Below are 23,591 nucleotides of genomic sequence, written 5' to 3' on the forward strand. Positions count from 1 at the left end.
GAGGCCACTCGACTCCGACGAGGTCGGCTGCGCGCGTGATTCGGGGGTACACGGGGGCGCATGGCACCGAAGAAGAGTGAACGTACTCAGTTGACGCGGGCTGTGCGGCAGCTCCGCCGCATCCGCTCCTTCTACGCCGCGGCGATGGTGCTGTGGGCGGGTTCTGCCGCGTTGACCGGCTGGCAGGCCGCCGGGAGCCGGCAGTTGTGGGTCTGCGTTCTCCTCCTGGCCGTGTTCGCCGCGCTGTACGTCACGGCGACCGTCGCCCTCCGGCGCCTCGCAGTCCCGGCGACCGCAGGGCGGGCGCAGCGCCACGCCACCCCGCCCACGGTGTCGAACGCCGGCCGCCACGCCCCTGCCTGAGCGCTCGCCGGCGAGTCCGCCACCCACCGCCGTCAGCCGGCGCGAAGCCCACCGCGGCGACGCCTGGTTGGCGGCCCCGTACTACGGGCTCGCGGCTACGGCGACGGTGGGACAGGCGGCTCCCCGCGGTGCCGTGCGCGTCGCATGTCCACGCGCGTCCCGCGCATCGGTGTCCCCTCCGCGGCCAGCAGCCGAGGGGCCTGGCCCTCGTGGCACGTCGCGGGCGTGCCGTCCGCGCGGACGATGCGCCACCAGGGCACACCTTCGTCGAGCAGGCCCATCGCGCGCCCCACCTGCCGCGGGCTTGTTCCGATCCGTTCTGCGATGTCTCCGTAGGAGGCGACACTTCCCGCTGGCACCGCTGCGACTGCCTCGCGGACCTCGGCGACGATGTCCCTGCTCATCTCACGCACCACAGGGCGCAGGGTAGGTGATGCGACCGTTGTGAACGTTCGCCCACTCGTTCAAGGATGCCGGTTTTGTCACTGTGGCGGACATGATGTGCACGACCTCGACCCCGGCGACGAGCAGCGCATCAGTGATCAGTCTGCGGTGGCAGCGCCACGGCACGGCCTCACTGCACATGATCACCGGCCGACCCTGCGCGGCCAGGTCGAGCAGTTCATCCAGCCCCTTTCTGAACTCGCTGCTCATCATGTGATCGGCATAGTCGCGGAAGGCCTTCACCCGCCATGCGTTGTTGACGCTCTCGACACCCTTGGGGGTGTGCCGCCTGCCGCCCAGCTCCTTGATCCACCGGTAGTGGACGGCCGGAGGGAGATTGTCGATCATCGCGTCCTGATTCCACTGCGGAAACTTGCGCGACGCCGGATAGGAACGCACATCCACCACGTGGGTGATCGAATGTTCCTGCAGCATGGACAGCACCTCGTCGAAGGTGCGGGTCGAATGCCCGATGGTGTAGACGCGGTTGGCCATCACATCTCCGGGTCAGCCGTCGGAGCGCGCATCGCTCTCCGGCCGTCGGGTGCCCGTCCGGGCGGGCCGCCAATCAGGCAGGGGGCGGGTAACCGCCCGCCCGGGCGGTCAACTGGACGGTCGTGCCTTGCGCGGCTCTATCGCATCAGGTGGGTGGCGGAGCGGGCCCGCTCCCACATGCCGGGAATCTGCTCGGTCGGGCGCTGCTGTTCGCCGTGGAGCGCGTTGAGCACGACCAGGCACCCGGTCAGGGCCGGTACCGCCCACTGCGCGGCGGCCAGTTGCCGTCGCGCCTTGTCGAGGTCGATCGGGTGCTTGGCCGCCTTCTCGGCGTCTTCGGGATCGGTGGAGGAGCCCAGTTCGACCTTCTTGCCCAGGACGCGGGCGTAGGCGGTCGCTGCCAGAGCCGCCGCGGTGATGACGGTCTTGGCCGCGGTGGAGGCGGCTACGCCCTGCTGGGTGGCGACACGGTGTGCGTTCACGGCGAGCAGCCCGCCACCACCGAACAGGTGCGCTCCGATCGCGGCGGCGTTGACCGGCGCCCACTTCGCCCAGCCTGACGAGGCGATTCGGTCACGGCTCGCCTCCGTGCCGCCTTCGTCCTGGGCCGCTCCGTTGAGGCCGACCGCTCCCATCAGTGAGCCCCCGAACCAGGCGGCCAGGCCGAGATCGTGAAGGCTGCGGATGGCGGTGTTGCGATCAGACATGGCTGAGCTCCTTGAGGATCGGTTGGGGGGCCTGTCCGGCGTGGACGGCGAAGCCCACCCCACCTTCGCCGGACTGCGTGTGCCCTGCCATCACTGCAGGCCATATGGGTGACACCCCTCGGGTGCGCGCCGCCCGGACCGCGCCTCGCTACTCCTGCTGCCCGCCGACGAACACCCCGTGCGCGGCGGCCAGCGCCACTCCCCGCGCCGCCTGCTCCGCGAGGAGGGGGTCGCTTCGGTCCCGCATGAGCAGGATCTGCTGATAGACCGGGGCCGTGGCGGCGACGAGCACCCTGCGCGCACACGTTCCCTCAGGGACCTCGCCCCGCGCCACGGCCCTCTCCACCACGACCGCGCACCGCGTGTACCGGTCGTCCCAGAACCGTTGGAGCGCTGCGGCCGCCTCGGGGGAGCGGAAGGAGGCGGCGATCAGCGCGGCGGTGACAGGCTGATCGGTCAGGCCGGCCTCCAGCTCGGCGTTGACGGCGACCAAGTCGCCTTCGAGCGTGCCGGTGTCGGGCGGCCGCCAGGCGTCGCTGCCGGCGGCGTCGAGGACGTCGGCGAGGAGTCCGCCCACGTCGCGCCAGCGCCGGTAGACGGTGGTGCGGTGCACGCCGGCCCGCTCGGCCACCGCGTCCACACTCAGCGCGTCGTACCCCTCCTGTACCAGCAACTCCTCTACAGCTCCCAGCGCTTGCGCCCGGATCCGGGCACTGCGCCCACCCGGCCGCCGCACCGCAGCCCCGGCGGCCCTCTCACCCTCACCCGGGACCTCGGCGCGCGCCGCCTGCCGTAGTCGTGGCGCCGCCCCGGGTTGTGCGCTTGCCGCGCCCCCTGCCGTCATGACAGCATCTTAATGCAACTGTTGTCGCAGTAGGGATGTGAAAGATGCTCCTCCCGGACGCTCACCCGGCCCTCCGGCCCACCACGGCCGCCCGTCACTCGAACGTCCAGGAGAACCCGCGTGCCCACACAGATCACCGTCCGCTCCGTTTCGAAGTCGTACAACGGCCGTCTCGTCCTGGATGCGGTCTCCTGCACCCTGGCCGCGGGTGAACGTACCGGGATCATCGGGGAGAACGGTTCGGGCAAGTCGACCTTGCTGCGCCTGCTGGCCGGCGCCGAGCGGCCGGACAGTGGTGAGGTGACGGTGCGGGCGGACGGCGGCGTCGGCTACCTCCCCCAGGACGGCACCCTGCCCGCGCATCACACGGTCCAGCAGGCGGTGGACGAGGCGCTGAGCGACCTGCGCGCGATGCAGGCCCGCATGCGCGACCTCGAAGCCGCCATGGCCGACGGCACAGGGGACAACGCCCAGGTGCTCGCCGAGTACGGCGACCTGCTGACCGCGTTCGAGTTACGCGGTGGCTACGAGGCCGACGCCCGTGTCGAACGCGCCCTGCACGGTCTGGGCCTGGCCCACCTGCCCCGTACCCGCGCGATCGGCGACCTCTCCGGCGGCGAGCAGGTCCGCCTGCGCCTGGCCGCCCTCCTCGCCGCGTCTCCGGAGGTCCTGCTGCTGGACGAGCCGACCAACCACCTCGACGACCAGGCCCTGACCTGGCTCGAGGACCACCTGCGCACCCGCCGGGGCACCACGATCGCGGTCTCCCACGACCGCACCTTCCTGGACCGGGTCGCCACCACGCTCCTGGAGGTGGACGCCGACCGCCGCACGGTCACCCGCTACGGCAACGGCTACACCGGCTACCTCGCCGAGAAGGCCGCGGCCCGCCGCCGCTGGGAGCAGGAGTACGCCCGCTGGGAAGCGGAGGTGGCCGCCCAGCGTGAAGCGGCCGCGGTGACCGCCCGCCGGGTCGCCCCCGGCCGGGCGATGAAGGACGGCAACAAGATGGCCTACGACCGCGCCGCGGGCCGCGTCCAGCAGTCCGTGGCCGGCCGCATCCGCAACGCGGAAGAACGCCTGCGCCGCCTGCTTGCCACCCCGGTCCCCACACCACCCGAACCCTTGAGCTTCACCCTCACCCCCTCCAAGGGTGGCCGTCTGCAGGGCACGGTCCTGGAAGCAACGGGCTTGGCCGTCACCGGCCGCCTCGCCTCCACCGACCTCACCGTCAAAGCAGGGGAGCGCCTGCTGATCACGGGCCCGAACGGCACCGGCAAAAGCACCCTGCTCACCGTGTTGGCCGGCCACCTCACCCCGGACACCGGCCAGGTCACCCGCCGAGGCCGGATCGGCCACCTGCCCCAGGAACCGGCACCCGGCCGGCCGGGGGAGACGGTGCTCCAGGCGTTCGCCCGCGGCCTGCCCGGCCACCCGGACGAGCACACTGAGACCCTCCTCGCCCTGGGCCTGTTCACCCCGGACCGCCTCACCGCCCGGGTCACGGACCTGTCCACGGGCCAGCGTCAACGCCTGGCCCTGGCCCGCCTGCTGAGCCGCCCGAGCGACGTCCTCCTGCTGGACGAGCCGACCAACCACCTCTCCCCGTCCCTCATCGAAGACCTCGAACACGCCCTGGCCGACTACCCGGGCACGATCCTCCTGGTCTCCCACGACCGCCGCCTCCGCACCCGCTGGACCGGCGCCCACCTCCCCCTCCCACCAAGGCGGGCCCGGTCCGAGGTCTACGCACCGCGCGGAGTCACCAGGCCCGACTCATAGGCGAACACGACGAGTTGGGCCCGGTCACGGGCATGCAGCTTGGTCATGGCCCGGTTGATGTGTGTCTTCGCGGTCGCCGGGCTGATGACCAGGCGACGGGCGATCTCGTCGTTGGACAGGCCGTGTGCCGCCAGGGCGACCGTCTCGCGTTCCCGGCCGGTCAGTTCCTCCAGCCCGCTGCCGGTGAGGGCGGGGGGTGGCTGGGTGACGTACCGGTCGATGAGCGTGCGGGTGATGGCGGGGGCGAGCAGCGCGTCACCGCGGGCGGCGACGCGTACGGAGTGCAGGAAGTCCTCCGGCAGGATGTCCTTGACGAGGAAGCCGGCGGCGCCGGCGCGCAGCGCGTCGAAGACGTACTCGTCCATGCCGTAGTTGGTCAGCATGACGACGTGCACGCCCGTCAGGTCCGGATCCGCGGCGATGCGCCGGGTCGCTTCGATGCCGTCCATGACAGGCATCTGGATGTCGATGAGAGCGACGTCAGGCAGATGCTCCTTGACGACTGCCAGGCACTCCTCGCCGTCGGCGGCCTCCGCCACCACCTCGATGTCGTCCTCGAGGTCGAGCAGCGCGCGGAAGCCGCTGCGGATGAGCGGCTGGTCGTCGACGAGAAGGACCCGGATCACGAGGCTCCGTTCGTGGGGAGTTCGGCCTGGACGGTGAAGCCGCCGGCGCTGCGCGGCTCGGTGCACAGGCGGCCGCCCAGCGCCGCCACGCGTTCGCGCATGCCGAGCAATCCGTGTCCCGGCGTCGGCGCCGACCGCACGGTGGCTTCTCCGTTGTCGTCGATGCGGACAGCGAGGGCCTCCGGCCGGTAGTCGATGAGCACGGAGGCGGTGGTGGCCGCGGCGTGCCGGGTGACGTTGGTGAGCGACTCCTGAACGATCCGGTAGGCGGTGCGGCTCACCGCGGCCGGTACGGAGTGCGGATGCCCTGTGATCGTCAGGGTGGTCCGCAAGCCGGTTCCCCGGAACCGTTCCACGAGGCCGGGGATGTGGTCGAGCCCGTGCGGCGGGGCGGTGTCGTCGTCCCGCAGCGCCTCGAGGGTGGCCCGTAGCTCCCGGCTCGCCTCCCGGCCGGCTTCCTGGATCGCGAGCAAGGCCTCCGACACGGGCTCGCCGCGTCGCCGGGCCACGTGGACGGCGACCTCGGACTGCACCTTGACGACGGAGATCTGGTGGGTGAGCGAGTCGTGCAACTCCCGTGCGATGCGCAGCCGTTCCTCGTCGGCCCGGCGTCGCGCGGTCTCCTCACGTGTGCGCTCGGCCTCGTCCGCCCGCCGTTCGGCCTGCCGTACCGCCTCCCCGGCGGCGAACGCGGCGATCAGCCAGGCGAGCTCAAGGGTGTTCCGGGCCTGCGCCATGGCCTCGCCCGGAGTGCCCTCGTGGAGGACCAGGGCCGTGAGGTGGAGCGCGGCCACCAGACCCACGGAGACGGCCACCGTGGCCTTGCGGTGTCCGGCACGCACCGCTCCGTACACCGCGACCAGACAGGAGACGGCGAGCGCCTCGAACCCCGCTGCCAGGTAGCCGACCGCACATACGCCGGTGACGGCCAGAACCCCGAGGGGCGCCCGCCGGTGCGCGGCCAGCGACAGTCCGCCGGCCACCAGCAGCACCGAGCCGAGCAGCCCGCGCCCTCCGGACGGGTGGGGCCCGGACAGGCCGGTGCCCAGCATCAGCGCCGCCACGCCCAGGGCAGTCGCCCACGCGGTGACGCCGGCCGGGACAGCGAACCGTCCTTTGTCCATGGGTGCACCGTAACCGGACGCGGTCGTCGACGGATCCCGCTCCTGGAGGAGCGTTCGGCTACCGCGTGCGCGGTAGCCGAACGCCGACTGCCGCCGCCGCGGTACCCCGGTACGGCCCCGGCGGCACCTGGAAATGCCCGCAGCTGCTGGACGACCGGGCGGAGGGCCGGCGCGCATCCTGGCGCAGAGACACCGGACGTCGGGAACGCACGACGACGAAGGAAGAAGGAGGGGAGCGGCATGAGCGCTCCAGCAGTACTGATGGCGGCCGCCGAGGGCGGGATCATCGGTGACGGGAGGACAGGGGCCAACCTGGCGCTGGCGGCCGGTGCGCTCGGACTGGCCCTCGGCCGGCTGGCCACGACCCGCGCCGGCCGCCGGATCAGCGCGGGCAACCCGCGCACCGGCGGGATGGCGGCCATCGCGATGGGCGCGGTCGGGACGGTTCTCGCGATACTGCACCTGGCCACCGCCGACGGAGGCCCCGGCACGGGCAACGGACTCGTCGGCGCCGTCGTGGCCGTCCCCCTGGGACTGGGCGCCGTACTCCTCGGCCGCCGGGCCCTGATCCGCTCCACGGCGCGGACCACCCCGCCCGGCGGATGACCGCCCCGGCTGGCCGGCGACATGACGTCCGCGGGTGAGCTCGTACACATCTGGCGGGCCTCCGCACCCACCCGCCGCACACCTCCCCCTACGATGGACCCGTGACTGCGAGCAGCCGTTCCAGCAGCCGCCCGGCCGGGCGGCTGTTCGTGCTGCTGGCCTTGGCGGTGCTGGCCGGTGTCCTGGGCATGCACGGCCTGGCTCCCGGCGGGACGCCGGCGCCGCAGCAGGCAGCGGCCGTCCACAAGATGGCGCCGGCTGTGGCGGAGGGAGTGCCGCACGCGGACGGGGGATGCGCCCACACCGACGGACTGCCCGGCCACCTCGATCACGCCGACGGCACCTGCGCCGCCGCCGGCACGGCCACGGCGTACACGCCGCCGGCGCTGACCGGCACGGTGCTCGACGCACCCGCCACGCCTTCCCTCACCTCGGCGGCCGCCGGCTCGCCCCATGACGGACGGGCCCCGCCCGACCTGTCCGAACTGCAACTCCTCCGGATATAGAGCGGCCCGCCCGGCACCCCTGGTGCCGCGCTCGAGCACGCCGTCACATCCGTACCACCGCGCGCCGCGACCGGCGCGCGTGAAGGAGTTGCACCAATGAACCGCACGCGTTCCCTCGCCCGCCGTACCGCCGTGGTCGCCGCCACAGGGGCGGCGGCACTCGTCCTGGCCGCCTGCGGCGGCAGCGGCGACGACACCGGCTCGGCCGGACACGGCGGCCACCAGGCCACCGACTCGGCGTCCGCCGCCTCGGCACCGGCCTCGCAGGGCCGGCACAACACGGCCGACGTGACCTTCGCCAAGGGGATGATCCCCCACCACCGCCAGGCCGTGGAGATGGCCGACCTCGCACCCGACAGGGCGCAGTCGGCCGAGGTGAAGAAGCTCGCCGCCGACATCAAGAAGGCGCAGGCCCCGGAGATCGAGAAGCTGTCGGGCTGGCTGACCTCCTGGGGGGAGACCGTGCCTGCCGAGGGCGCCATGGACCACTCCATGCACGGCGGCATGGAGGGCATGGAAGGCATGGAGGGCATGATGAGCGCCGAGGAGATGACCGCGCTCGAGAACGCCTCGGGCAAGGCGTTCGACACCGCCTTCATGGAGATGATGATCAAGCATCACGAAGGCGCGGTCGAGATGGCGAAGACCGAGCAGGCCGACGGCGCCCACACCCCGGCCCGGAAGATGGCCGCGGACATCATCGCCTCGCAGAGCGCGGAGATCGAGCAGATGAAGAAGCTGCTCGGCAAGAACTGATGCCCGGCGCTTGAGCGGGTGGGGGCGGGCATCGTGGGTGCCCGCCCCCTGCCGCCGCCTCTGCGCGACCGCCCCCGCATCAGCCGCATCCGACATCGGGTCGGCGCCCGTCCGGACAACGCCTGTCGGGGAGTTGCCCACGGCGATCCGGGGTAGCGTGCCGGTCATGGCCTCTGACACCATCGTTGAGCGCGCTCAGCGCCTCAAGCAGTTGCACGCCCAGCACAAGCCGCTCGTGCTGCCGACCGTCTGGGACGTCTGGTCCGCGCGGACAGCCGTCGCCGCCGGGTTCCCGGCGCTCACGATCGGCAGTCATCCCCTTGCCGACTCCCGAGGGGCCGACGACAAGGAGGGGCAGACCTTCGAGGAGGTCCTCGCCGCCGTCAGGCCGATCATCGCTGCTGTCGACGTTCCGGTGTCCGTGGACCTGGAGGCCGGATACGGGCAGAAGCCCGCCGACCTCATCGCCGGTCTCGTCGAGGTCGGCGGCGTCGGCCTCAACGTCGAGGACACCGTCCACTCCGAGGGCGGCCGCGTACGCGGCACGCAGGAACACGCGAGCTACGTCGCCGGCCTGCGCTCGGCGGCCGACGATGCCGGGGTCCCGGTCTGGGTGAACGGGCGCACCGACCTCTTCGTGCACGCGCAGGACGCCGCGGCCGTCCTCGACGAGGCGATCGAGCGACTGCGCGCCCTGGTGGAGGCCGGCGCCGACAGCGTCTACCCGGTGGGCATCCAGGACGACGACGACCTGCTCACGGCGGTGACCGGCGCGGTCACGGTCCCGGTGAACTCCACGGCCCACCCCGTCAAGCACGACCTCGAGCGCTTCCGCCGCCTCGGCGTGGGCCGCATCACCTACGGCCCGCTGCTGCAATTCGCTCTGACGGACACGATGAAGGACATGCTCAAGCCGTGGTCACCCTGAGAAGCCGACCGGGCCTCGCACGTGGTCAGGCGGTGGTGACGACGGTGCCGGCGTTCTCCAGCGCGCCCACCTCGTCGGGGGGTGCGGTGTCGTCGGTGACGAGGGTGTGCAGAAGGGCCGAGGGGCCGACGTAGGCGAAGGCGGTGCGGCCGAGCTTGCTGCCGTCCGAGGCGACGAGTGTGCGGCGGGCGGAGGCGATGCTCGCCTTCTTCACCGCGGCGTCGTCGAGGTCGTAGGCGGTCAGGCCGTCGGCCGCGCTCAAGCCGCAGCAGCCGATCACGGCGGTGTCGAAACGCAGGGCGGCCAGGCAGGCAAGGGTGAGCGGGCCGGTGAGGGCCCCCTCGGCGGCGCGGGGCTGACCGCCGGGCACCACCAGGGTGGCCTGGCCGGGCGTCGCCCCGAACAGCTGGATGGCCTGGAGGGACAGCGGCATCACGGTGACGGGCCGGTCGCGCAGAAGACGGGCGACCTCCAGACAGGTCGTACCGCTGTCGAGCACCACGCTCTCGCCGTCGGCGATGAGAGCGGAGACCTTGGCGGCGATCCGGCGTTTGGTGTCGACGGCCTCGTGGGCGCGCAGAGCGAACGGGGGCTCCTCGCCCCTGAGCAGCAGGCTTCGTGCTCCGCCCCGGACGCGTTCGAGGACGCCTTGGGCGGCCAGGGTGTCGAGGTCGCGCCGGATGGTCATTTCCGACGCCCCCGTCAGCTCCGCGAGCTGCTGGACCGTCGCACCGCCGGCGTCCCTGACGACCTTCGTGATCAACCCGTGCCGGTCTGCGTTGCTCATGCCGGAATTGAACACCACCGGACGACGAACACTCAAGATGTTCATTATCCAGTCTTCCGAACATCTCGACTGTTCGTTACGGTGTGCGGCATGGAACGCTCGCTTCGCGGCGCCCGTGTGGCGACGTATGTCTATTTCGTCTTGTGCGGCACCTTGATGGGCGCCTGGGTGGTGCACATCCCGGCCGCGGAAGAGCGGGTGGGCATCAGCCACGCGACGCTGGGCGGCCTGCTCGTGCTGCTCGGGCTCGGCGCCTTCGTCGGGATGCAGGTGGCCGGTCCGCTGACCGACCGTCTCGGCGCGCGCGTCGTGGTGCCCACCACCGCCGTACTGTGCGGCGCCTCCCTCGTGCTGCCGGGCCTCGCCCCCGATCCCTGGACGCTGGCGGGCGCCCTGCTGGTCTTCGGCGCCTGCAACGGCGGCTTGGACGTGAGCATGAACGCCCACGCCGTGCACGTGGAGAAGGCCTACGGACGGCCCGTCATGTCGGGCTTCCACGCCACGTTCTCCGTCGGCGGAGTCCTCGCCGCGCTCGTCGCGGCGGGAGCGACGAGCGCCGGTGTGAGCCCGGTCGCCACCATGGCCGCGATCGGAGGCGGGAGCATCGTGATCGCCCTGGCCTCGGTACGAGCCCTGATGCCCGCCGCCCCCGTCGCCGAGGAGACCGACGCGACCCGCACGGCCGGCGATGTGAAGCACGCATCACCCGCCGTCGCACGCCCCGGCATGGCAGGACGGGTCTGGCTGCTCGCCGTCCTGGCGCTGATGGTCATGCTGTGTGAGGGCGCGGCCAACGACTGGAGCGCTCTGCACCTGCGGGACGTCCTCGGCGCGTCCACCAGCACCGCCGCCTTCGCCTACGGCACCTTCGCGGCGGCCATGACCGCCGGCCGTCTGCTGGCCGACCGTCTCGTCGCCCGGTTCGGCTCCATGGCGGTCCTGCGTCACGGCGCCACCACTGCCGCTGTCGGCATTACGCTCGTGGCCCTCGGCCCCTGGATGTGGACGGCGTTCACGGGCTGGGCGCTGTTCGGGCTGGGCCTGGCCGGTGGTGTCCCGCAGTTGCTCAGCGCGGCCGGGAATGCCGACCCGGCGGCCGCCGGCGCGAACGTCTCCCGTGTCGCCGGGCTCGGCTACGTCGGCATGCTCGCCGGTCCCGCCGTCATCGGCTGGCTGACCCACCTCGTCGACCTCAACCACACCTTCATCCTGCTGACCCTGCTGTGCGTGACCACTGCTGTGGGCGCCCGGGTTCTGCGGACGGAACCCGACCGCACGCCACACGGCGAGACAGCCGGCGTCGGCCACTGACCGCTTGTGCGGCACGGCCTGACCCCGTGCCGCACAAGCACCCGGACCTGCCTCCTCGTATCGCGACGGGGGACGCCGACGAGCTGCGGAGACAGCGGGCGGGGTGCTACGCCACGGACAGGCGCAGCGCCACCAACGCGGTGTCGTCGTCGTTGTCGGCGGTCAGCATCCCGGCGAGCAGTTCGTCGCAGAACGATTCCAGTGGGCGCCGGGCCGCGGTTGACGCGTGGCGGCGCAGCCGGTCCAGTCCGTCGGTGAGATCTTCGTTCCGGCGCTCGACCAGCCCGTCGGTGTACAGCAGCAGCGTGGAACCGGGGGGCAGGGGGTGGACGGCAGTGCTGTGGCGGGGGTCGGGGAGCAGGCCGAGCATCGGGGAGCGGCCCTCGTCCAGGAAGTGAGCGGTGCCGTCCGCCTCCACGAGCAGCGGCGGAGGGTGTCCCGCGGCGGAGTACTGGAGCTGCAGGAGGCCTGGCGCCGGGCGTTCGATCCGGGCCAGGACGCAGGTGGCGGTGCACTCCTGGTACAGGGTCTGTACGGACGCGTCCAGGCGCCGCAAGATCTCGCCGGTGGGTTCCTCGCGGTCGAGGGCGAGTCCGCGCAGCATGTTGCGCAACTGGCTCATGGTGACCGCGGCGGGCAGGTCGTGCCCTGCGACGTCACCGACGGTGAGGACGGCGGCGTCGTCGCGCAGCACGAAGGAGTCGTACCAGTCGCCGCCGACTTCGGCGGCCGAGCTGCTGGGCCGGTAGCGGACGGCGATGCCGAGGCCGGGGACGTCCGGCGGCTCGGTGAGCAGGCTGTGCTGGAGGGCGAGCGCCACCTGTCGGGTTCGCTGGTACTCCAGAGCGTTGCGCAAGGGGGTGTGGGCCCGCTCCAGGAGCGTCTGCAGCAGACTGATCTCCGATGCCCCGAGGGGCGGGCGATCGCCGTTGACGCAGGCGACGACCAGGGCGGCGGTGGTGCCGTCGACGACGACCGGCAGCAGGACGACGCTGTTGGCGTCGGGCGCCAGCCAGGGTCGGTGCCGGTCGGGGTGATGTCGGGCGGCGGTGAGCCGGGCCGGAAGACGGCGTGGACCGGGCGGCGCCGGTCGGCGGCGCGGACGAGGGCGCTGTCCGGGCCCAGATGCTCGGCCTGGTGCGGGGGCGGGCCGGGAGGGCCCTGGCGGGGCACGGCGGCGACGCGTTCGGCGGCCAGGGCGGTCCCTGGAGTGCGGTGCAGGGCCTGTGGAAGAAGGTAGGAGGTGCAGCTGTCGGCGAGCTCGGGCACGATCACCGCGGTGAGGGCGGCGAGCATCTCGTCCGGCCGGGCGGTGTCCGCCGTCACGGCGGTCGCCCGGGCCAGCAGCTTCTCCCGGCGCGCGTCCTGCCACTCCTGCTCGACGTCCCGGCATGTGCCTATCCACTCGATCACCCTGTCCCCGTCGCGGACCGGCGCGGCGTCGACGCCGAAGTGCCGGTAGCCGCCCGTGGCCAGCCGCAACCGGTAGGCGTGGGTGAAGCGCGGCTGCACCTCCCGCAGGGCGCGGCTCCACCGCTCGACGACGGCGGCGCGGTCGTCGGGATGGATCGCGTCGATCCACCCGTCGCCGCGGAACTCCTCCCAGCTCTGCCCGGTGACCCGCTGCCAGCCCGGGCTCGGCTCGGTCACACCGCCTTCCGGGCCCGTCACCCACACCATCTCCGACCCGGCGCGCACCAGGCTGCGGTAGCGCAGCAGTGCACGGCGTCGCTCCTCGGACAGGACACGGATCCGCCGTGCGGCAGTCACCTGCTCAGTCGTTTCCACGACCACGCCCAGCACCCCACGACTCCCGTCGCTCACCGTCGCGCGGGAGACGCTGAACGTGAAGTAGCGTGTCCCCTCCCGTGACGAGTCCGCGAAGTCGAGGTCGATGGGAACGGCCGTGAGCACCTCGGCCTCGCCGGTGGCGAGGACCCGGTCGAAGATGTCGAAATAGCCGGACTGCGCGAGGTCGGGAAAGGTGCGCCGGAGGGGTCGGCCCAGCGGACGGTCACCGAAGGTCTTCCGGTAGACGGCGTTGGTGTACGCGAGCCGGTGCTCCGGCCCTCGGGTGAACACCACACCGATCGGAGCGGGATCGAACATCGTCAGCCTCATGCGGGCCTCCACCTGCCCCTGCCCGGGAAGTGAACGTGGGCAACGAATCCCCAGTACCCCGCGTCCAGGGCCCCGACGCCCGACCTCCGTCATCCGGCACGCCGGACTCCCTTGAGGCCCTGCTGACACCGCACTGCCGGGCGCCGATGACGACGGGTCTGCGGCCGGGCGGGGACCTCGCCCCCGTGGCCTCATGTCCGGGCCGGCAACAGCCTCCGGCCCGGCCGGTCAGAGGGGACCGTGACGCCGGTGATCCTGCTCTTCGCCCGGTGACGGGGGACGCCGCCAGTTACGCACCCAGCCCAGTACCTCCGGATCGTCCAGGGCCGCCACCCAGGCGTCGGCATGCCCGGTGTCCGCCTCGTCAGGCAGCGGGCCCACGCCGAGGGTCCGCAGTCCGGCACGCCACGCCGACTCGATGCCCGTGAGGGAGTCCTCGACGGCCAGCGCGGTTTCCGGGCGGACTCCGCACAGACGTGCCGCCGTGGCGTACACATCCGGCCACGGTTTGGGCCGTACCGTCTGCGACCGTTCGCCGTCCCTCCCGGGTCCGGCGCCCCGTTTGTCCGGCGGCCCCGTGGGCACGACGATGTGGCGGAAGTGGCGGCGCAGCCCTGCGCGGCCGAGGCTCTCCTCCACCACCTCCAGCGGGCAGTTGCTGGCCACGGCCAGCGGCAGCCGCCCGGAGAGGAGGCGCACCATCTCCCCGGCGCCCGGCATGGTCAGGGGGTCCTCCGCGACGAGGGACATGAAGTGTGAGAGGAGCGCCGTGGTCAGGTCGGCGGCCAGCTCGGGCTTGTGCGTCTCCTCGGCCATCAGGCGGCCGCAGTCGACGTAGTGCACACCTTTGGCGCGGTCGGCAAAGCCCGGCGGAGGCAGCAGACCGAACTCACGGAAGGCGCGGTTGCGCGCATCCTGCCAATGACGTTCTGTGTCCATCAGTGTGCCGTCGCAGTCGAAGACGACAGCCTCGGGCGACCAGTTCGACAGGGTTCGCTGTGGCAGCGTCAAGATGGCCTCCTGGGGGAGAGAGCGGGAGCGGGAACACGGCCGCGGGCTTGCGAGGTGAGGCGGCGGGCCCCGCGATGACGGGGCTCGGGAGGGGCCGGTGCCGTCCGCGAACTCACCGACAAGCACAACTCGTATTTCGGGGCATCAGCCGCAAAGAGAAAACATTGCAACGGCTACGATATTTAGCCTCCGAAAAACGGCGCAATCACTATTTCGAGTGCTCGCCCCACAGGTGATCAGGGTGTAAGCGGTTGTCCGGCCCGCCGCCCTGGACCCTCTGGTGCAACGTCATCCCGGTTGTCTGCAGGGCGAGTTGCGGGACATGTGCGCGGCGAGGAGTCACGCCCCGGCATGCGGCGAGAGGGCAGGCCGGCGAACCAGGAGCGGCACCCTGGAGCCAATTTCCACTCTTGGGTGTTCAGATTCGAAAGAAATGCCGCAATCCTGCGTGAGGCTGACGTTTCATCGCTCCGGGCGTACGCGGGCGCACTACATTTTGGGCCGTTCACTACGGAGCCGAACGAGGTGCGCAGGATCTTGCAGGAACGGGCCAGAGCAACCCGCAGATCACTCCTGGAGGCGGCCGCCTGCCTCTTCGCCCAGCAGGGATACGCCAGCACAAGCGTCAACGACATAAGCGCCCTGTCGGGACGGACCAGCGGATCCGTCTACTTCCACTACGCCAGCAAGGAAGGCATCGCCCAGGCGGTCGTCCGGGAAGGCTTCGCGACCTGGCCCAGCCTCGTCCCCCGGTACGACGACCCGAGCGTGCCGCCCCTGGAGCGCCTCGTCGCATTGAGCTACGACATCGCCCGCGCTCTCGCGGAGGACTCCCTGACCCGCGCGGGCGCCCGCCTGTGGGCCGAGCGCCACACCATCAACGCGAACCTTCCCGACCCCTTCGTCCTCTGGACGACCGCGGTCACACGCCTGCTCGCCCAGGCCCGCTCCGGGGGGTACCTGGCCGCCGGTGTCCGCCCGGCTGCCACTGCCCGCACCCTGGTCCGCGCCTTCTACGGGTTCTGCACCCTCACGGAGGCGCTGGAAGGTTCCCACGCGCTCACCGGCCGCCTCGCCGACTGGTGGCAGCTCACCCTGCCCGCCCTCCAACGGGACCCGCGAACCGAGCAGGCCCCGACGCGGTCGGCAACAGCCACGCCGCCCGTCGACAACCGCCCGCCCCCACCCGCGCCCGCCGCCGAAGACCGAATGCTGACCGTCCGCACCACGGAACACGGGACGAACGGCCCGGTGACCGGCCCCGCCGGTACGGCCGGCGACCGGGGCCCGGCAGGGTGCGGCAGAACATGACGTCCGAGGAACCTGTCCCGCGACCTAAGACCGTGTCCGCGAGCGGGCATGGATGGCTTCACTGATGATCCGCACCGCGCGGTCGACATTCCGCGCCGTGGCCTCTGAGGACGCCTGCTCGGACTCGTGGATGAACGCTGTGGCGCCGCGCCGGCTGCCGCAGTAGTCGACGATCCCGTGTTCTATCTGCGTGCGCAGTGCTTCCTCGTACCCATGGCGCTCGTACGAGCCGGAGTCGTCGCCGGCGATGGGCAGAAGATGCGTGGTGAGCGCCTGGAGTTTCGGTCGCAGGCCCGAGGCCGGGGAGTACTCGAAGGCCCAGCCGTTGACGAAGACGCGGTCTATCCATCCCTTCAGCAGCGCGGGCATCGACCACCAGTACACGGGAAAGACCAGGACCAGATCGGTGGCGCGCTCGAGACGACGGTGCTCACTGACGACGTCGGCCGGATAGTTGCCGCCCTCGTGGTACGCCCGGCGATCCGCCAGGGTGAACACGGGGTCGAACCGCTCCTTGGCCAGGTCGGCGGTCTCGACTGACACGGGGTGGAGTGCCGCTTCGAGTTCTTCCAGCACGTGATGCGTCAGAGACCGGGGGTCCGGGTGCGCGGCGACCAGCAGGGTGTGCATCGACAGCCTCTCTCCCTCAAGAGTGAACCTACTACTAGTAGCCTACTAGTAGTAGGTTACTCATGGATGAGAGACTGCCGAACATGGCCGAGCGACGACTCTCCAGTGCCGAGCGGCGGGCCCAGCTCGTCGGCATCGCCCGCGACGTGATCGCCACCGAAGGCACAGACGCGCTCACGCTCGCGTACCTGGCGAGCAGAGCAGGCATCTCCAAGCCCGTCGTCTACGACCACTTCTCCTCGCGTTCGGCCCTTCTGCTCTCGCTGTATCAGGACTTCGACGAGCGACACCTCGCCGACCTGCATGCTGCGATAGCGCACACCCCGCCGGATCTGCGGCAGCGGGTCGAGGCGATCGCGTCGGCTCACGTCGCGTGCGTCGTCTCCCAGGGTGTCGAACTCAGCGGAGTGGTGGCCGCACTCGCCGGCACACCAGCCCTCGAGAAAGCCAGGCGGGAATCCGAACGCCGCTACGTGGACATCTGCCGGCAAGCCCTACGAAGCGCCGACGGCGCTGCGGACCTCAGCGAGGAAGCAGCCATCGCGTTCCTGGGCGCCGCAGACGCACTCGGCCATGCGGCGGCCCGTGACACGATCAGCCCGGAACTGGCCCGATCGACCATCACCACCGTGCTGCTCAGCCTCGTCAACGCCTCTGGCTGAAGGGCTCGGAGCCGGACGGCCGCTGTCGTGCCACCGTCGTCTGATGTCCGCCTTCGTCTCGGGACGGGGGGAGGGGCCGTGCCCACGGCGACAGCACCGGACCGCCGGCGGTCGGTCCCCCGCGGCCACCTCAGCAGTTGCGGATGGACCACACCGGCGTCCAGTCGTACGTGAAGGGCCTGTTCTCCGGCAGGGCGACGTCCAGCACCTGTCCGTTCTGGCCGTAGAAGAAGGCGGCGGCCCCGATCTGGTTGTTCACGGCCTGGCCCACGCCGTTCCAGTACGACAGGGAGTACTGGGCGCACCGGTAGAGGAAGAAGACCTTGTACTTGCCCACGGCGGGGTCCCATACGCCGGCGCACAGGTTCCCCGAGGTGCACTCGACGGGGTTGCCCGACGTCGTGTGGACGTAGTCGGCCGCCGGAGACACCGTGGGGGAGACGGCCGCCACGGCGCGCGAGGAGGCGGCAGCGGTCTCCCGGGGCGCCGGCGGCATGATCATGATGCGGCTGCCGCCCTCGCTGGGCGTGTCCGACGCTGCGTGGGCCGGAGCCGCCGCGAAGGCGGACGCCAGTACCCACAGGAAGGCAGCGACCACCCCGAGGGTGGAACGCCTGGTACGCGACATCGTCACTCCTTTTCCGGGGACATGCGGGATCAGTGCTGTTCTGTGCACAGCGGAACGTCCGGCAACTGGTTGTCCGGATGGCTGATGTAGATGTTGGTGACGTAGCCCCCGTACTGCGGCAGATACGCCCACCAGTCGTTGGTGTACGGCGGGACGGAGACGACCTGGCCCTTCTTCTGGCAGCCCACCAGCACTTCCACTCCGGCCGGGAGCCGGGTCAGCAGGTTGTCCCCGAGTGCCGGCTCCTTGCGGACCGCGACATCCGACCCCCACGTTCCGTACCACTTCCCCGTTGGTGCCGTGCCGCCGGGAACGTTCAGGGAACGGGTCAGCCGGCCGAGGTCGGTGTAGGCCTTGCCGTAGGAGGTGCCGTCGGGGTGCAGGGTGAGGACGGCGACGATCGAGCGGTCACCGGCCCCGACGGTGCCGGTCGTGTGCAGCGCCGGCCGGCTCAGGTCGACGCCCGCGGCCCCTGCGGCGGAGACGGTGCCGGCCCGGGTACGGGCCGGGGTGCTGCTGCCAGGGCCGCAGGTGCCCTGCGCGGAAAATCCTGACCAGCCCTGCTTGACGGCCCACGGCTGGCTGAAGGCGGCGGCGATGCCGAAGTGCTGGTCGAAGGAGTCGGAGGCGCACCGGGTCGACTGGCGTAGACGCTGCATGATGAAGTCGCGCACATCGGCGGGGGCCGTTTGCAGGATGTGGCGGTAGATCTTCACCGTGTCGCGGGCGGAGATGGCCGTGTAGCCCCAGTAGCCCTCGTATCCGGCCGGAGGCGGCGCCGTGTCGACGAGCCCGACACGCGTGATCATGCGGTCGACGATCGCGGGCCCGCCGTAGGTCGACCAGTAGTGGTTGGCGGCGCTGTCCTGGCTGCTGCGGAGCATGGAGTCCAGCCGGGCACGGTCGGCGTCCGGGATGCCGCCGGGGCTGCGGTCCCACAGGAAGTCGAGCGCCAGCAGGAGCTTGACGACGGATGCGGAGCGGAACGTGGCCGCCGCGTTGAGCTGCTCGGTGAAGGTGCCGGTCTGCCGGTCGAAGACGGCTACGCCGGCTGTGACGCCGGCGGGCACCTGAGGGCTTCGCGGTACGGCCGACTGCGTGTCGTCCGCTTCCCTCGGCCCCGCCGCTGCCGCACCGGAGTGCGGGAGTGCCGCGCAGACGAACGCGAGGGTGAGGAGAACTGCGGCTGCGGCGAGCGTGCGGAGAGGGGTGCGGCGTGACAGCGTGGGGGAGTGGCGTGAGGCTGGGAGCATGTCGTGACGGTCCTCGGCGACGAGTGGGAAACGCGATGAGGGGTGGGAGCGTCCGGGGCGGGCTTCGCGCTGTCCGGCACGGCGACACTCCGTCGAGGAGCCTTCGTGCCGGACACATGCGGTCCCGGGCGGAGTGCCCTGGTGGCTACTGCCGGGCGGCTTACGGGATGTTGCATTCCGTCATGCCCGGCCAGGGGTCGGTCGACGTCCACACGTCCACGGCGGGGATGAATCCCCATGCATGGTGCACGTCCTCACCGGGAGCGACGCGGTCTCCCATGGTGTAGTACCAGACATTGTTGCCGCCGTCGTGCCAGGCGCCCCGGCCCCAGCACACGAACCAGCTCGACGAGGTGTCGATCCAGCCGATCACCGGGCAGGCGGCGATGAAGCTGGCGCAGCCGTACAACGGGGCTCCGGCCCGATTGCCGCACACCCAGTCCCGCGACCAGGTGCGCCCGGTCCACGCATCGTAATGACTGACGTTGCGGGCAGTGCACGACGCCTGGGGTGCGGGAGGCGCGGCATCGGTCCCGCGGGAGGCGCTCGGCGTCGCTCGGACCGTGTGATCGGCCTGCGGCGTCGACGCCTGAACGGCACCCGCGCTGAACAGTACGGCCAGGAGGGCGGCGAGTATCGCCACCGCTCTTCTCATGGACATGTGCCGGCCCCCGTTGTCGAGAAAGTGATGGTCGCGGCGACGGTCGGAAGACCCCGTGGAACCAGTGGGTTGCAGTGGGCGTCGCCTGGGATCGAGCCTTCCACTCTCACTCGGTGAATGTCATCGCTTATGTCCATGCGAGATGAAAACTGATCAATGAGGGATTCTTAATGGTTGCTGGCGGAACGGTCTCCGGGGCGGGAGCCCCGACGGGTCCCGATCCACGGACACCGAGTGCCCACCAGTTGCGGCTGTTCGTCGCCCTGTCGGAGGAACTGCACTTCTCCCGCGCCGCCGCCCGTCTCTTCATCACGCAGTCGGCCCTGAGCCAGCAGATCAAGGACCTCGAACAGCGCCTCGGCGTGCAGTTGTTCGACCGTTCCGGCCGGACCGTCACTCTCACGCCGCAGGGGGAGGTGCTGCTGGCGGACGCACGGGGCGTGGTGACGGCCATGGACCGGCTGAGCCACAGCGCCTCGACGCAGGCGCGTCGGCTCTCGGGCCGGCTCGTGGTGGGTACGGTCGGGGCCGAGGCAGCCATGCCCTACACGCGGGCCGTCCTGAGCCTGCTGCACGAGCGGCACCCCCGGGTCCAGACCGACGTGCGCAGCCTCCACTTCGCCGACCACTTCGACGCCTTGTTCCGCCATGACATCGATGTTGCATTTCTGCGGCCACCGGTACCCGACGGCATCGAAGTGCAGCAGCTGGCCACGGAGGCCCGGCTGGCCTGTCTGCCGGCGAGCGATCCGCTCGCGGACCGGCCGCGGATCACCCTCGCGCAGTTGGCGGACCGTCCTGTGATCGACGTACCGCCCCAGGTTCCGCGGGTCTGGTGGAACTTCTGGGCGGTGGACCCCCGGCCCGGCGACATCCCGGTCCGCTACGGACCTGTCGCCTCGGACCTGGAGGGGCTGCTCCATCTCGTCGCCCAGGGCGAGGGTATGTGCTTCCTGCCGGCCGCCGCCCGCGACCTCTTCCCACGCCCTGGCGTGCGCTACGTCGAGGTCACGGACCTTCCTCCCTCCACGGCCGGCCTCGCCTGGCTGAGGAGCAACCGCACTGAGCCGCTGATCGAGGCCGTTGCCGATGCGGCCCGTTGCGTGGCATCGGCGTGACTGAGCCGGTATCAGACGTAATCTCGGGCCTCTGACGACCGGTCAGGTAGCCGGACCGCCTCAGCGTCGCTCGGCGGCGTCGAACGCGGGCGCGAGCGGGCTGAGCGCCGCGCGGAGTCGGTCGGGCAGTGAGCCGGAGGGTACGACCAGTCCGACAGCGTCGAGATTCCTGACGGCCTCTGCGTTCCCGCTCGGCTGGAGCCAGTCTTCCAGCGCGATGCGAACCGCCGCGGCGACGCTTGCCGCGAGGACACGGGCCGTGTGCGCTCCGGGGTCATCCAGGCGTTCGGCGATCACCGCTGTGAGAGGGGGCTCGATGCCGGCGGTGGTGTCGAGGAACGCTTTGCGCAGCGCTGTCGTGGTGGTGATCAGCAGCAGCGCCTTGTGTTCTCGCTCGCCGGTGTTCGTGTACTGCTCGACCACTGCTTCGGTGACGGCGTCGGCCAGGCGGACTCCTGAGGGCCGGGCTGCGACCGCCGCCGCGATGTGCGCCTCCCGGTCCGCGGTGACAGCGGAGACGATCGCCTGCTCACGGCTGACGAAGTAGTTGTTGTAGGTGCGCGGTGAGACCCCGGCCGCTTCGGCGATGTCCTCGACCCGCACCTGGTCCGGTCCGCGCTCCACAGCCAGGCGCAGAGCCGCCTCGCGTAGCGCCGCGCGCGTGGCCTGCTTCTTACGCTCCCGAAGCCCTGGTCTTGGTGTCGTCACGACTTCAGCGTTCCACGCAGGGATGCGTACGCGCAAATGTGCGGCTACGTAAACTTGCGTGCGCGCATCTTTCCTGTCAGTCTCGACCCGACCAATACCGCAGAGAGGACGTCACCGTGCGAGCACGAGGAATGACCTATGACACCGGATTCGTCGTGCACGGTCAGACGGTCCGCGAGCACCTCGACCCCGGTGTGGTCCGGCGCGAGCTCGCCATCATCCGCGACGACCTTCACTGCAACGCGGTCCAGATCATCGGCGGCGACCCGGACCGACTGGAGCTGGCCGCCGGTGCCGCCGCCGAACTAGGCCTGGAAGTCTGGTTCTCGCCCTATCCGCTGGAACTGGAGCCGGAGCAGATCCTCATGCTCTTCCGCGACTGCGCCCAGCGTGCGGAACGGCTCCGGCAGCAGGGGGCCGCAGTCGTGTTCGTCGCAGGGGTCGAGCTGAGCGTGATGAACCGCGGGTTCCTGTCCGGAGAGAGCCCCGAGGAGCGGGTCGAGCGTCTGATGAGCGCACACGAGGGGCGGGCCGCAGCGATGCGCGAGCTCGGCGTGCGCATGAACGCGTTCCTCCGTGATGCGGCGGCCACGGTCCGCGAGAGCTTCCATGGCAAGCTCACCTACGCAGCCATCCAGTTCGAGCAGGTCGACTGGACTCCCTTCGACATCGTGACGTTCGAGCTGATCCGCTCCGCCGAGGTCGCTGACCTGTTCCGGGACGGGGTGCGCACCCTGGCCCGAGGCCCGAAGCCGCTCGCCGTCACCGGGTTCGGCACCGCGGCCTACCGCGGCGCGGGAGACCGCGGTGGGCGGGTGCTGGAGGTGGTCGAGCGCGACCCGAAGACCAAGGCTCCTGTACGGCTGAACGGCATCTACGAGCGTGACGAGGACGGCCAGGCCGCGTATCTGAGCGAACTGCTGGAAATCTTCGAGACCGAGGGCGTGGACAGCGCCTTCGTGTTCTTGTTCGCCTTGCCCGGCTACCCGCACCGCCCGGACGGCGACCCCAGGGACGACCTGGATCGGGCCGGCCTGGGCATCGTCAAACTCCTCGAAGGGCGCCGGGGACATACCTACCCCGACATGGAATGGGAACCCAAGGCCGCCTTCACGGCAGTAGCGCAGCGGTATCGGAGGTGACAGACCACACGCACGGTGACCACAGCCCGGGAGCTGCGTGGCGTCGCAGTGCAGATCCCGGGCCGATTCCACCGAGGCGAAGCGGCCCGGACCGTCAGCGCGGCGGCAGCCGGTGGAGGACCACCTCCGAGAGCCGTCCGTCGGTGATCGCGGCGGTCATATAGGTGCAGTGGGGCTGTCGGCGGCGGTCCGTCGGCGACCCCGGATTGAGCAAGCGAAGTCCCGTGGGAGCTGTGGTGTCCCACGGGATGTGACTGTGTCCGAACACGAGCACGTCGAGGTCCGGGAAGCGTTCCGCGCACCGTTTCTCCCGCCCCTGCGCGGGACCTGTCTCATGGATCACCCCGAGGCGCAGCCCGTCGAGTTCCGCGCGGGCCACCTCCGGCAGCCGGGCGCGCAGCGCGGAGCCGTCGTTGTTGCCGTACACGGCGAGGAGCCTGCGGCTGCGGCTCTCCAGCAGGTCGAGTGTGTCGGTGTCGACCCAGTCCCCGGCGTGCACGACGAGGTCGGCACGGGGGATCTGCGCCAGCAGCGGTTCGGGCAGCTTCTTGGCGCGTTTCGGCAGATGGGTGTCGGACATCAGGAGCAGACGCACGGTGGGCAGCCTAGAGTCTGTCCGGCCGATCACCATCGCGGCGCGTCAATGCGGAGACTTCAGGGCGCGAAGTACCAGCAGTACAGGCCAAGCTGCTCCTCGACACGGCTGCCGGCCAGGGCTGACAGACGTTCAAGGAGGTCCACCGGGTTGTCCAGCGAGATCTCGTCGTCCGGTTCCGAGGCGGCCCCGGTCCACGCAAGGGCTGTGGCTCGGAGTCGGTCTCTTCCCGCAGCGGTCAGAGCCGTACACAGTGGTCCTTCGCTGTCGCCTCCGGATCGCGGAGCAGCGCGTTGCGGGCGTCCACCTGGGCACGCGTCGTCGGTGTGACGATGGTGCCGCCGCCGGTGGCCAGCGCCTGGCTGCGCTCCGCGAAGCGGCGCATCCGGCGCTCGTACGCCGCGGAGGCCTCGGGGTGGTCCGTACGAGTGGCGGGACCGTGAACCATCGGGGGCGGGCGGCGGGGGAGGAC

28 protein-coding genes are annotated in these 23,591 nt (G+C 71.1%); 11 read left to right on the forward strand and 17 right to left on the reverse strand.

The features are described from left to right. Positions 1-60 precede the first annotated feature (60 nt). On the forward strand, positions 61-363 hold the full coding sequence (locus tag ACP7TJ_RS31745; protein ID WP_093768883.1) for a hypothetical protein: 303 nt from the start codon (positions 61-63) through the stop codon (positions 361-363). Positions 364-458: 95 nt separating this feature from the next. Here ACP7TJ_RS31745 and ACP7TJ_RS31750 read toward each other — a convergent pair whose 3' ends face one another. The 4 genes from ACP7TJ_RS31750 to ACP7TJ_RS31765 form a co-directional block, all read right to left on the reverse strand. Then, positions 459-767 (reverse strand): MGMT family protein, encoded by a 309-nt coding sequence (locus ACP7TJ_RS31750; RefSeq protein ID WP_266404510.1) that lies wholly within the window; start codon positions 765-767, stop codon positions 459-461. Between the two features lies 1 nt (position 768). Continuing rightward, complete coding sequence (locus ACP7TJ_RS31755; protein WP_167741694.1) at positions 769-1,302, reverse strand: DUF488 family protein; 534 nt, start codon at positions 1,300-1,302, stop codon at positions 769-771. A 137-nt stretch (positions 1,303-1,439) separates the two neighbouring features. Beyond that, positions 1,440-2,009, reverse strand: a complete 570-nt coding sequence (locus ACP7TJ_RS31760; RefSeq protein WP_093768886.1) for a hypothetical protein — start codon at positions 2,007-2,009, stop codon at positions 1,440-1,442. A gap of 148 nt (positions 2,010-2,157) precedes the next feature. After that, positions 2,158-2,745 (reverse strand): TetR/AcrR family transcriptional regulator, encoded by a 588-nt coding sequence (locus tag ACP7TJ_RS31765; protein WP_386001246.1) that lies wholly within the window; start codon positions 2,743-2,745, stop codon positions 2,158-2,160. 228 nt (positions 2,746-2,973) lie between these two features. Between ACP7TJ_RS31765 and abc-f the strand changes: the two genes are divergently transcribed. Continuing rightward, complete coding sequence (gene abc-f, locus ACP7TJ_RS31770; protein ID WP_427767139.1) at positions 2,974-4,635, forward strand: ribosomal protection-like ABC-F family protein; 1,662 nt, start codon at positions 2,974-2,976, stop codon at positions 4,633-4,635. Here abc-f and ACP7TJ_RS31775 read toward each other — a convergent pair. Continuing rightward, positions 4,599-5,261 (reverse strand): response regulator, encoded by a 663-nt coding sequence (locus ACP7TJ_RS31775; protein WP_427767141.1) that lies wholly within the window; start codon positions 5,259-5,261, stop codon positions 4,599-4,601. The two genes, abc-f and ACP7TJ_RS31775, sit on opposite strands and share 37 nt — an antisense overlap. Then, complete coding sequence (locus tag ACP7TJ_RS31780) at positions 5,258-6,385, reverse strand: sensor histidine kinase (RefSeq protein WP_367474409.1); 1,128 nt, start codon at positions 6,383-6,385, stop codon at positions 5,258-5,260. Before ACP7TJ_RS31780 ends, ACP7TJ_RS31775 begins: the two co-directional genes overlap by 4 nt. Positions 6,386-6,625: 240 nt before the next feature. Between ACP7TJ_RS31780 and ACP7TJ_RS31785 the strand changes: the two genes are divergently transcribed. From ACP7TJ_RS31785 to ACP7TJ_RS31800, 4 genes are all read left to right on the forward strand, one after another. Continuing rightward, on the forward strand, positions 6,626-6,991 hold the full coding sequence (locus ACP7TJ_RS31785) for a DUF6223 family protein (RefSeq protein WP_401540906.1): 366 nt from the start codon (positions 6,626-6,628) through the stop codon (positions 6,989-6,991). Between the two features lie 101 nt (positions 6,992-7,092). Continuing rightward, the gene (locus tag ACP7TJ_RS31790; RefSeq protein WP_386001187.1) at positions 7,093-7,497 is read left to right on the forward strand and encodes a DUF6153 family protein; all 405 of its coding nucleotides are present in this window, start codon (positions 7,093-7,095) and stop codon (positions 7,495-7,497) included. 96 nt (positions 7,498-7,593) lie between these two features. After that, entirely contained in the window at positions 7,594-8,253 is a 660-nt protein-coding gene (locus tag ACP7TJ_RS31795) for a DUF305 domain-containing protein (protein ID WP_386001185.1), read from the forward strand. 166 nt (positions 8,254-8,419) lie between these two features. Beyond that, on the forward strand, positions 8,420-9,181 hold the full coding sequence (locus ACP7TJ_RS31800) for an isocitrate lyase/PEP mutase family protein (RefSeq protein WP_167741702.1): 762 nt from the start codon (positions 8,420-8,422) through the stop codon (positions 9,179-9,181). 25 nt (positions 9,182-9,206) lie between these two features. Here ACP7TJ_RS31800 and ACP7TJ_RS31805 read toward each other — a convergent pair whose 3' ends face one another. After that, the gene (locus tag ACP7TJ_RS31805) at positions 9,207-9,968 is read right to left on the reverse strand and encodes a DeoR/GlpR family DNA-binding transcription regulator (RefSeq protein WP_427767147.1); all 762 of its coding nucleotides are present in this window, start codon (positions 9,966-9,968) and stop codon (positions 9,207-9,209) included. Between the two features lie 90 nt (positions 9,969-10,058). Between ACP7TJ_RS31805 and ACP7TJ_RS31810 the strand changes: the two genes are divergently transcribed. Beyond that, positions 10,059-11,279 (forward strand): MFS transporter, encoded by a 1,221-nt coding sequence (locus ACP7TJ_RS31810; RefSeq protein ID WP_427767150.1) that lies wholly within the window; start codon positions 10,059-10,061, stop codon positions 11,277-11,279. Positions 11,280-11,385: 106 nt separating this feature from the next. On the opposite strand, the gene ACP7TJ_RS31815 is transcribed toward ACP7TJ_RS31810, so the two are convergent. The 3 genes from ACP7TJ_RS31815 to ACP7TJ_RS31825 form a co-directional block, all read right to left on the reverse strand. After that, on the reverse strand, positions 11,386-11,973 hold the full coding sequence (locus ACP7TJ_RS31815) for a PP2C family protein-serine/threonine phosphatase (RefSeq protein ID WP_427767153.1): 588 nt from the start codon (positions 11,971-11,973) through the stop codon (positions 11,386-11,388). Continuing rightward, complete coding sequence (locus ACP7TJ_RS31820) at positions 11,898-13,400, reverse strand: PAS domain-containing protein (RefSeq protein WP_427767156.1); 1,503 nt, start codon at positions 13,398-13,400, stop codon at positions 11,898-11,900. Before ACP7TJ_RS31820 ends, ACP7TJ_RS31815 begins: the two co-directional genes overlap by 76 nt. Before the next feature lie 228 nt (positions 13,401-13,628). Continuing rightward, entirely contained in the window at positions 13,629-14,411 is a 783-nt protein-coding gene (locus tag ACP7TJ_RS31825) for an HAD family hydrolase (RefSeq protein ID WP_367460883.1), read from the reverse strand. Between the two features lie 525 nt (positions 14,412-14,936). On the opposite strand from ACP7TJ_RS31825, the gene ACP7TJ_RS31830 reads away from it, so the two are divergent. Further along, on the forward strand, positions 14,937-15,722 hold the full coding sequence (locus ACP7TJ_RS31830; protein ID WP_425937977.1) for a ScbR family autoregulator-binding transcription factor: 786 nt from the start codon (positions 14,937-14,939) through the stop codon (positions 15,720-15,722). Between the two features lie 24 nt (positions 15,723-15,746). Here ACP7TJ_RS31830 and ACP7TJ_RS31835 read toward each other — a convergent pair whose 3' ends face one another. Then, positions 15,747-16,352 (reverse strand): NAD(P)H-dependent oxidoreductase, encoded by a 606-nt coding sequence (locus tag ACP7TJ_RS31835; RefSeq protein WP_093766566.1) that lies wholly within the window; start codon positions 16,350-16,352, stop codon positions 15,747-15,749. An 83-nt stretch (positions 16,353-16,435) separates the two neighbouring features. Between ACP7TJ_RS31835 and ACP7TJ_RS31840 the strand changes: the two genes are divergently transcribed. Then, positions 16,436-17,014 (forward strand): TetR/AcrR family transcriptional regulator, encoded by a 579-nt coding sequence (locus ACP7TJ_RS31840; protein WP_167741709.1) that lies wholly within the window; start codon positions 16,436-16,438, stop codon positions 17,012-17,014. A 130-nt stretch (positions 17,015-17,144) separates the two neighbouring features. Here ACP7TJ_RS31840 and ACP7TJ_RS31845 read toward each other — a convergent pair whose 3' ends face one another. From ACP7TJ_RS31845 to ACP7TJ_RS31855, 3 genes are all read right to left on the reverse strand, one after another. Next, positions 17,145-17,642: a hypothetical protein gene (locus ACP7TJ_RS31845; protein WP_380881608.1), complete on the reverse strand. Its 498-nt coding sequence runs from the start codon at positions 17,640-17,642 to the stop codon at positions 17,145-17,147. Positions 17,643-17,671: 29 nt separating this feature from the next. Then, entirely contained in the window at positions 17,672-18,895 is a 1,224-nt protein-coding gene (locus ACP7TJ_RS31850) for a hypothetical protein (protein ID WP_367549578.1), read from the reverse strand. Positions 18,896-19,055: 160 nt separating this feature from the next. Next, complete coding sequence (locus tag ACP7TJ_RS31855; protein ID WP_141683523.1) at positions 19,056-19,538, reverse strand: hypothetical protein; 483 nt, start codon at positions 19,536-19,538, stop codon at positions 19,056-19,058. A 263-nt stretch (positions 19,539-19,801) separates the two neighbouring features. On the opposite strand from ACP7TJ_RS31855, the gene ACP7TJ_RS31860 reads away from it, so the two are divergent. Then, positions 19,802-20,674, forward strand: a complete 873-nt coding sequence (locus tag ACP7TJ_RS31860; protein ID WP_255303862.1) for a LysR family transcriptional regulator — start codon at positions 19,802-19,804, stop codon at positions 20,672-20,674. A 60-nt stretch (positions 20,675-20,734) separates the two neighbouring features. Here ACP7TJ_RS31860 and ACP7TJ_RS31865 read toward each other — a convergent pair whose 3' ends face one another. Next, entirely contained in the window at positions 20,735-21,382 is a 648-nt protein-coding gene (locus ACP7TJ_RS31865; RefSeq protein ID WP_427767165.1) for a TetR/AcrR family transcriptional regulator, read from the reverse strand. A 131-nt stretch (positions 21,383-21,513) separates the two neighbouring features. On the opposite strand from ACP7TJ_RS31865, the gene ACP7TJ_RS31870 reads away from it, so the two are divergent. Continuing rightward, a complete protein-coding gene (locus ACP7TJ_RS31870) occupies positions 21,514-22,524 on the forward strand; it encodes a hypothetical protein (protein ID WP_427767168.1) in 1,011 nt (336 codons plus the stop codon). A gap of 94 nt (positions 22,525-22,618) precedes the next feature. Here ACP7TJ_RS31870 and ACP7TJ_RS31875 read toward each other — a convergent pair whose 3' ends face one another. Next, positions 22,619-23,119 (reverse strand): metallophosphoesterase family protein, encoded by a 501-nt coding sequence (locus ACP7TJ_RS31875; protein WP_167741716.1) that lies wholly within the window; start codon positions 23,117-23,119, stop codon positions 22,619-22,621. 238 nt (positions 23,120-23,357) lie between these two features. Further along, positions 23,358-23,567, reverse strand: coding sequence for a hypothetical protein (locus tag ACP7TJ_RS31880; RefSeq protein WP_387582826.1), 210 nt, complete (start codon positions 23,565-23,567; stop codon positions 23,358-23,360). Between the last annotated feature and the right edge of the window lie 24 nt (positions 23,568-23,591).

It is taken from the genome of Streptomyces sp. DSM 41931 (assembly GCF_050271085.1).
GTDB classification, from domain to species: domain Bacteria; phylum Actinomycetota; class Actinomycetes; order Streptomycetales; family Streptomycetaceae; genus Streptomyces; species Streptomyces albogriseolus.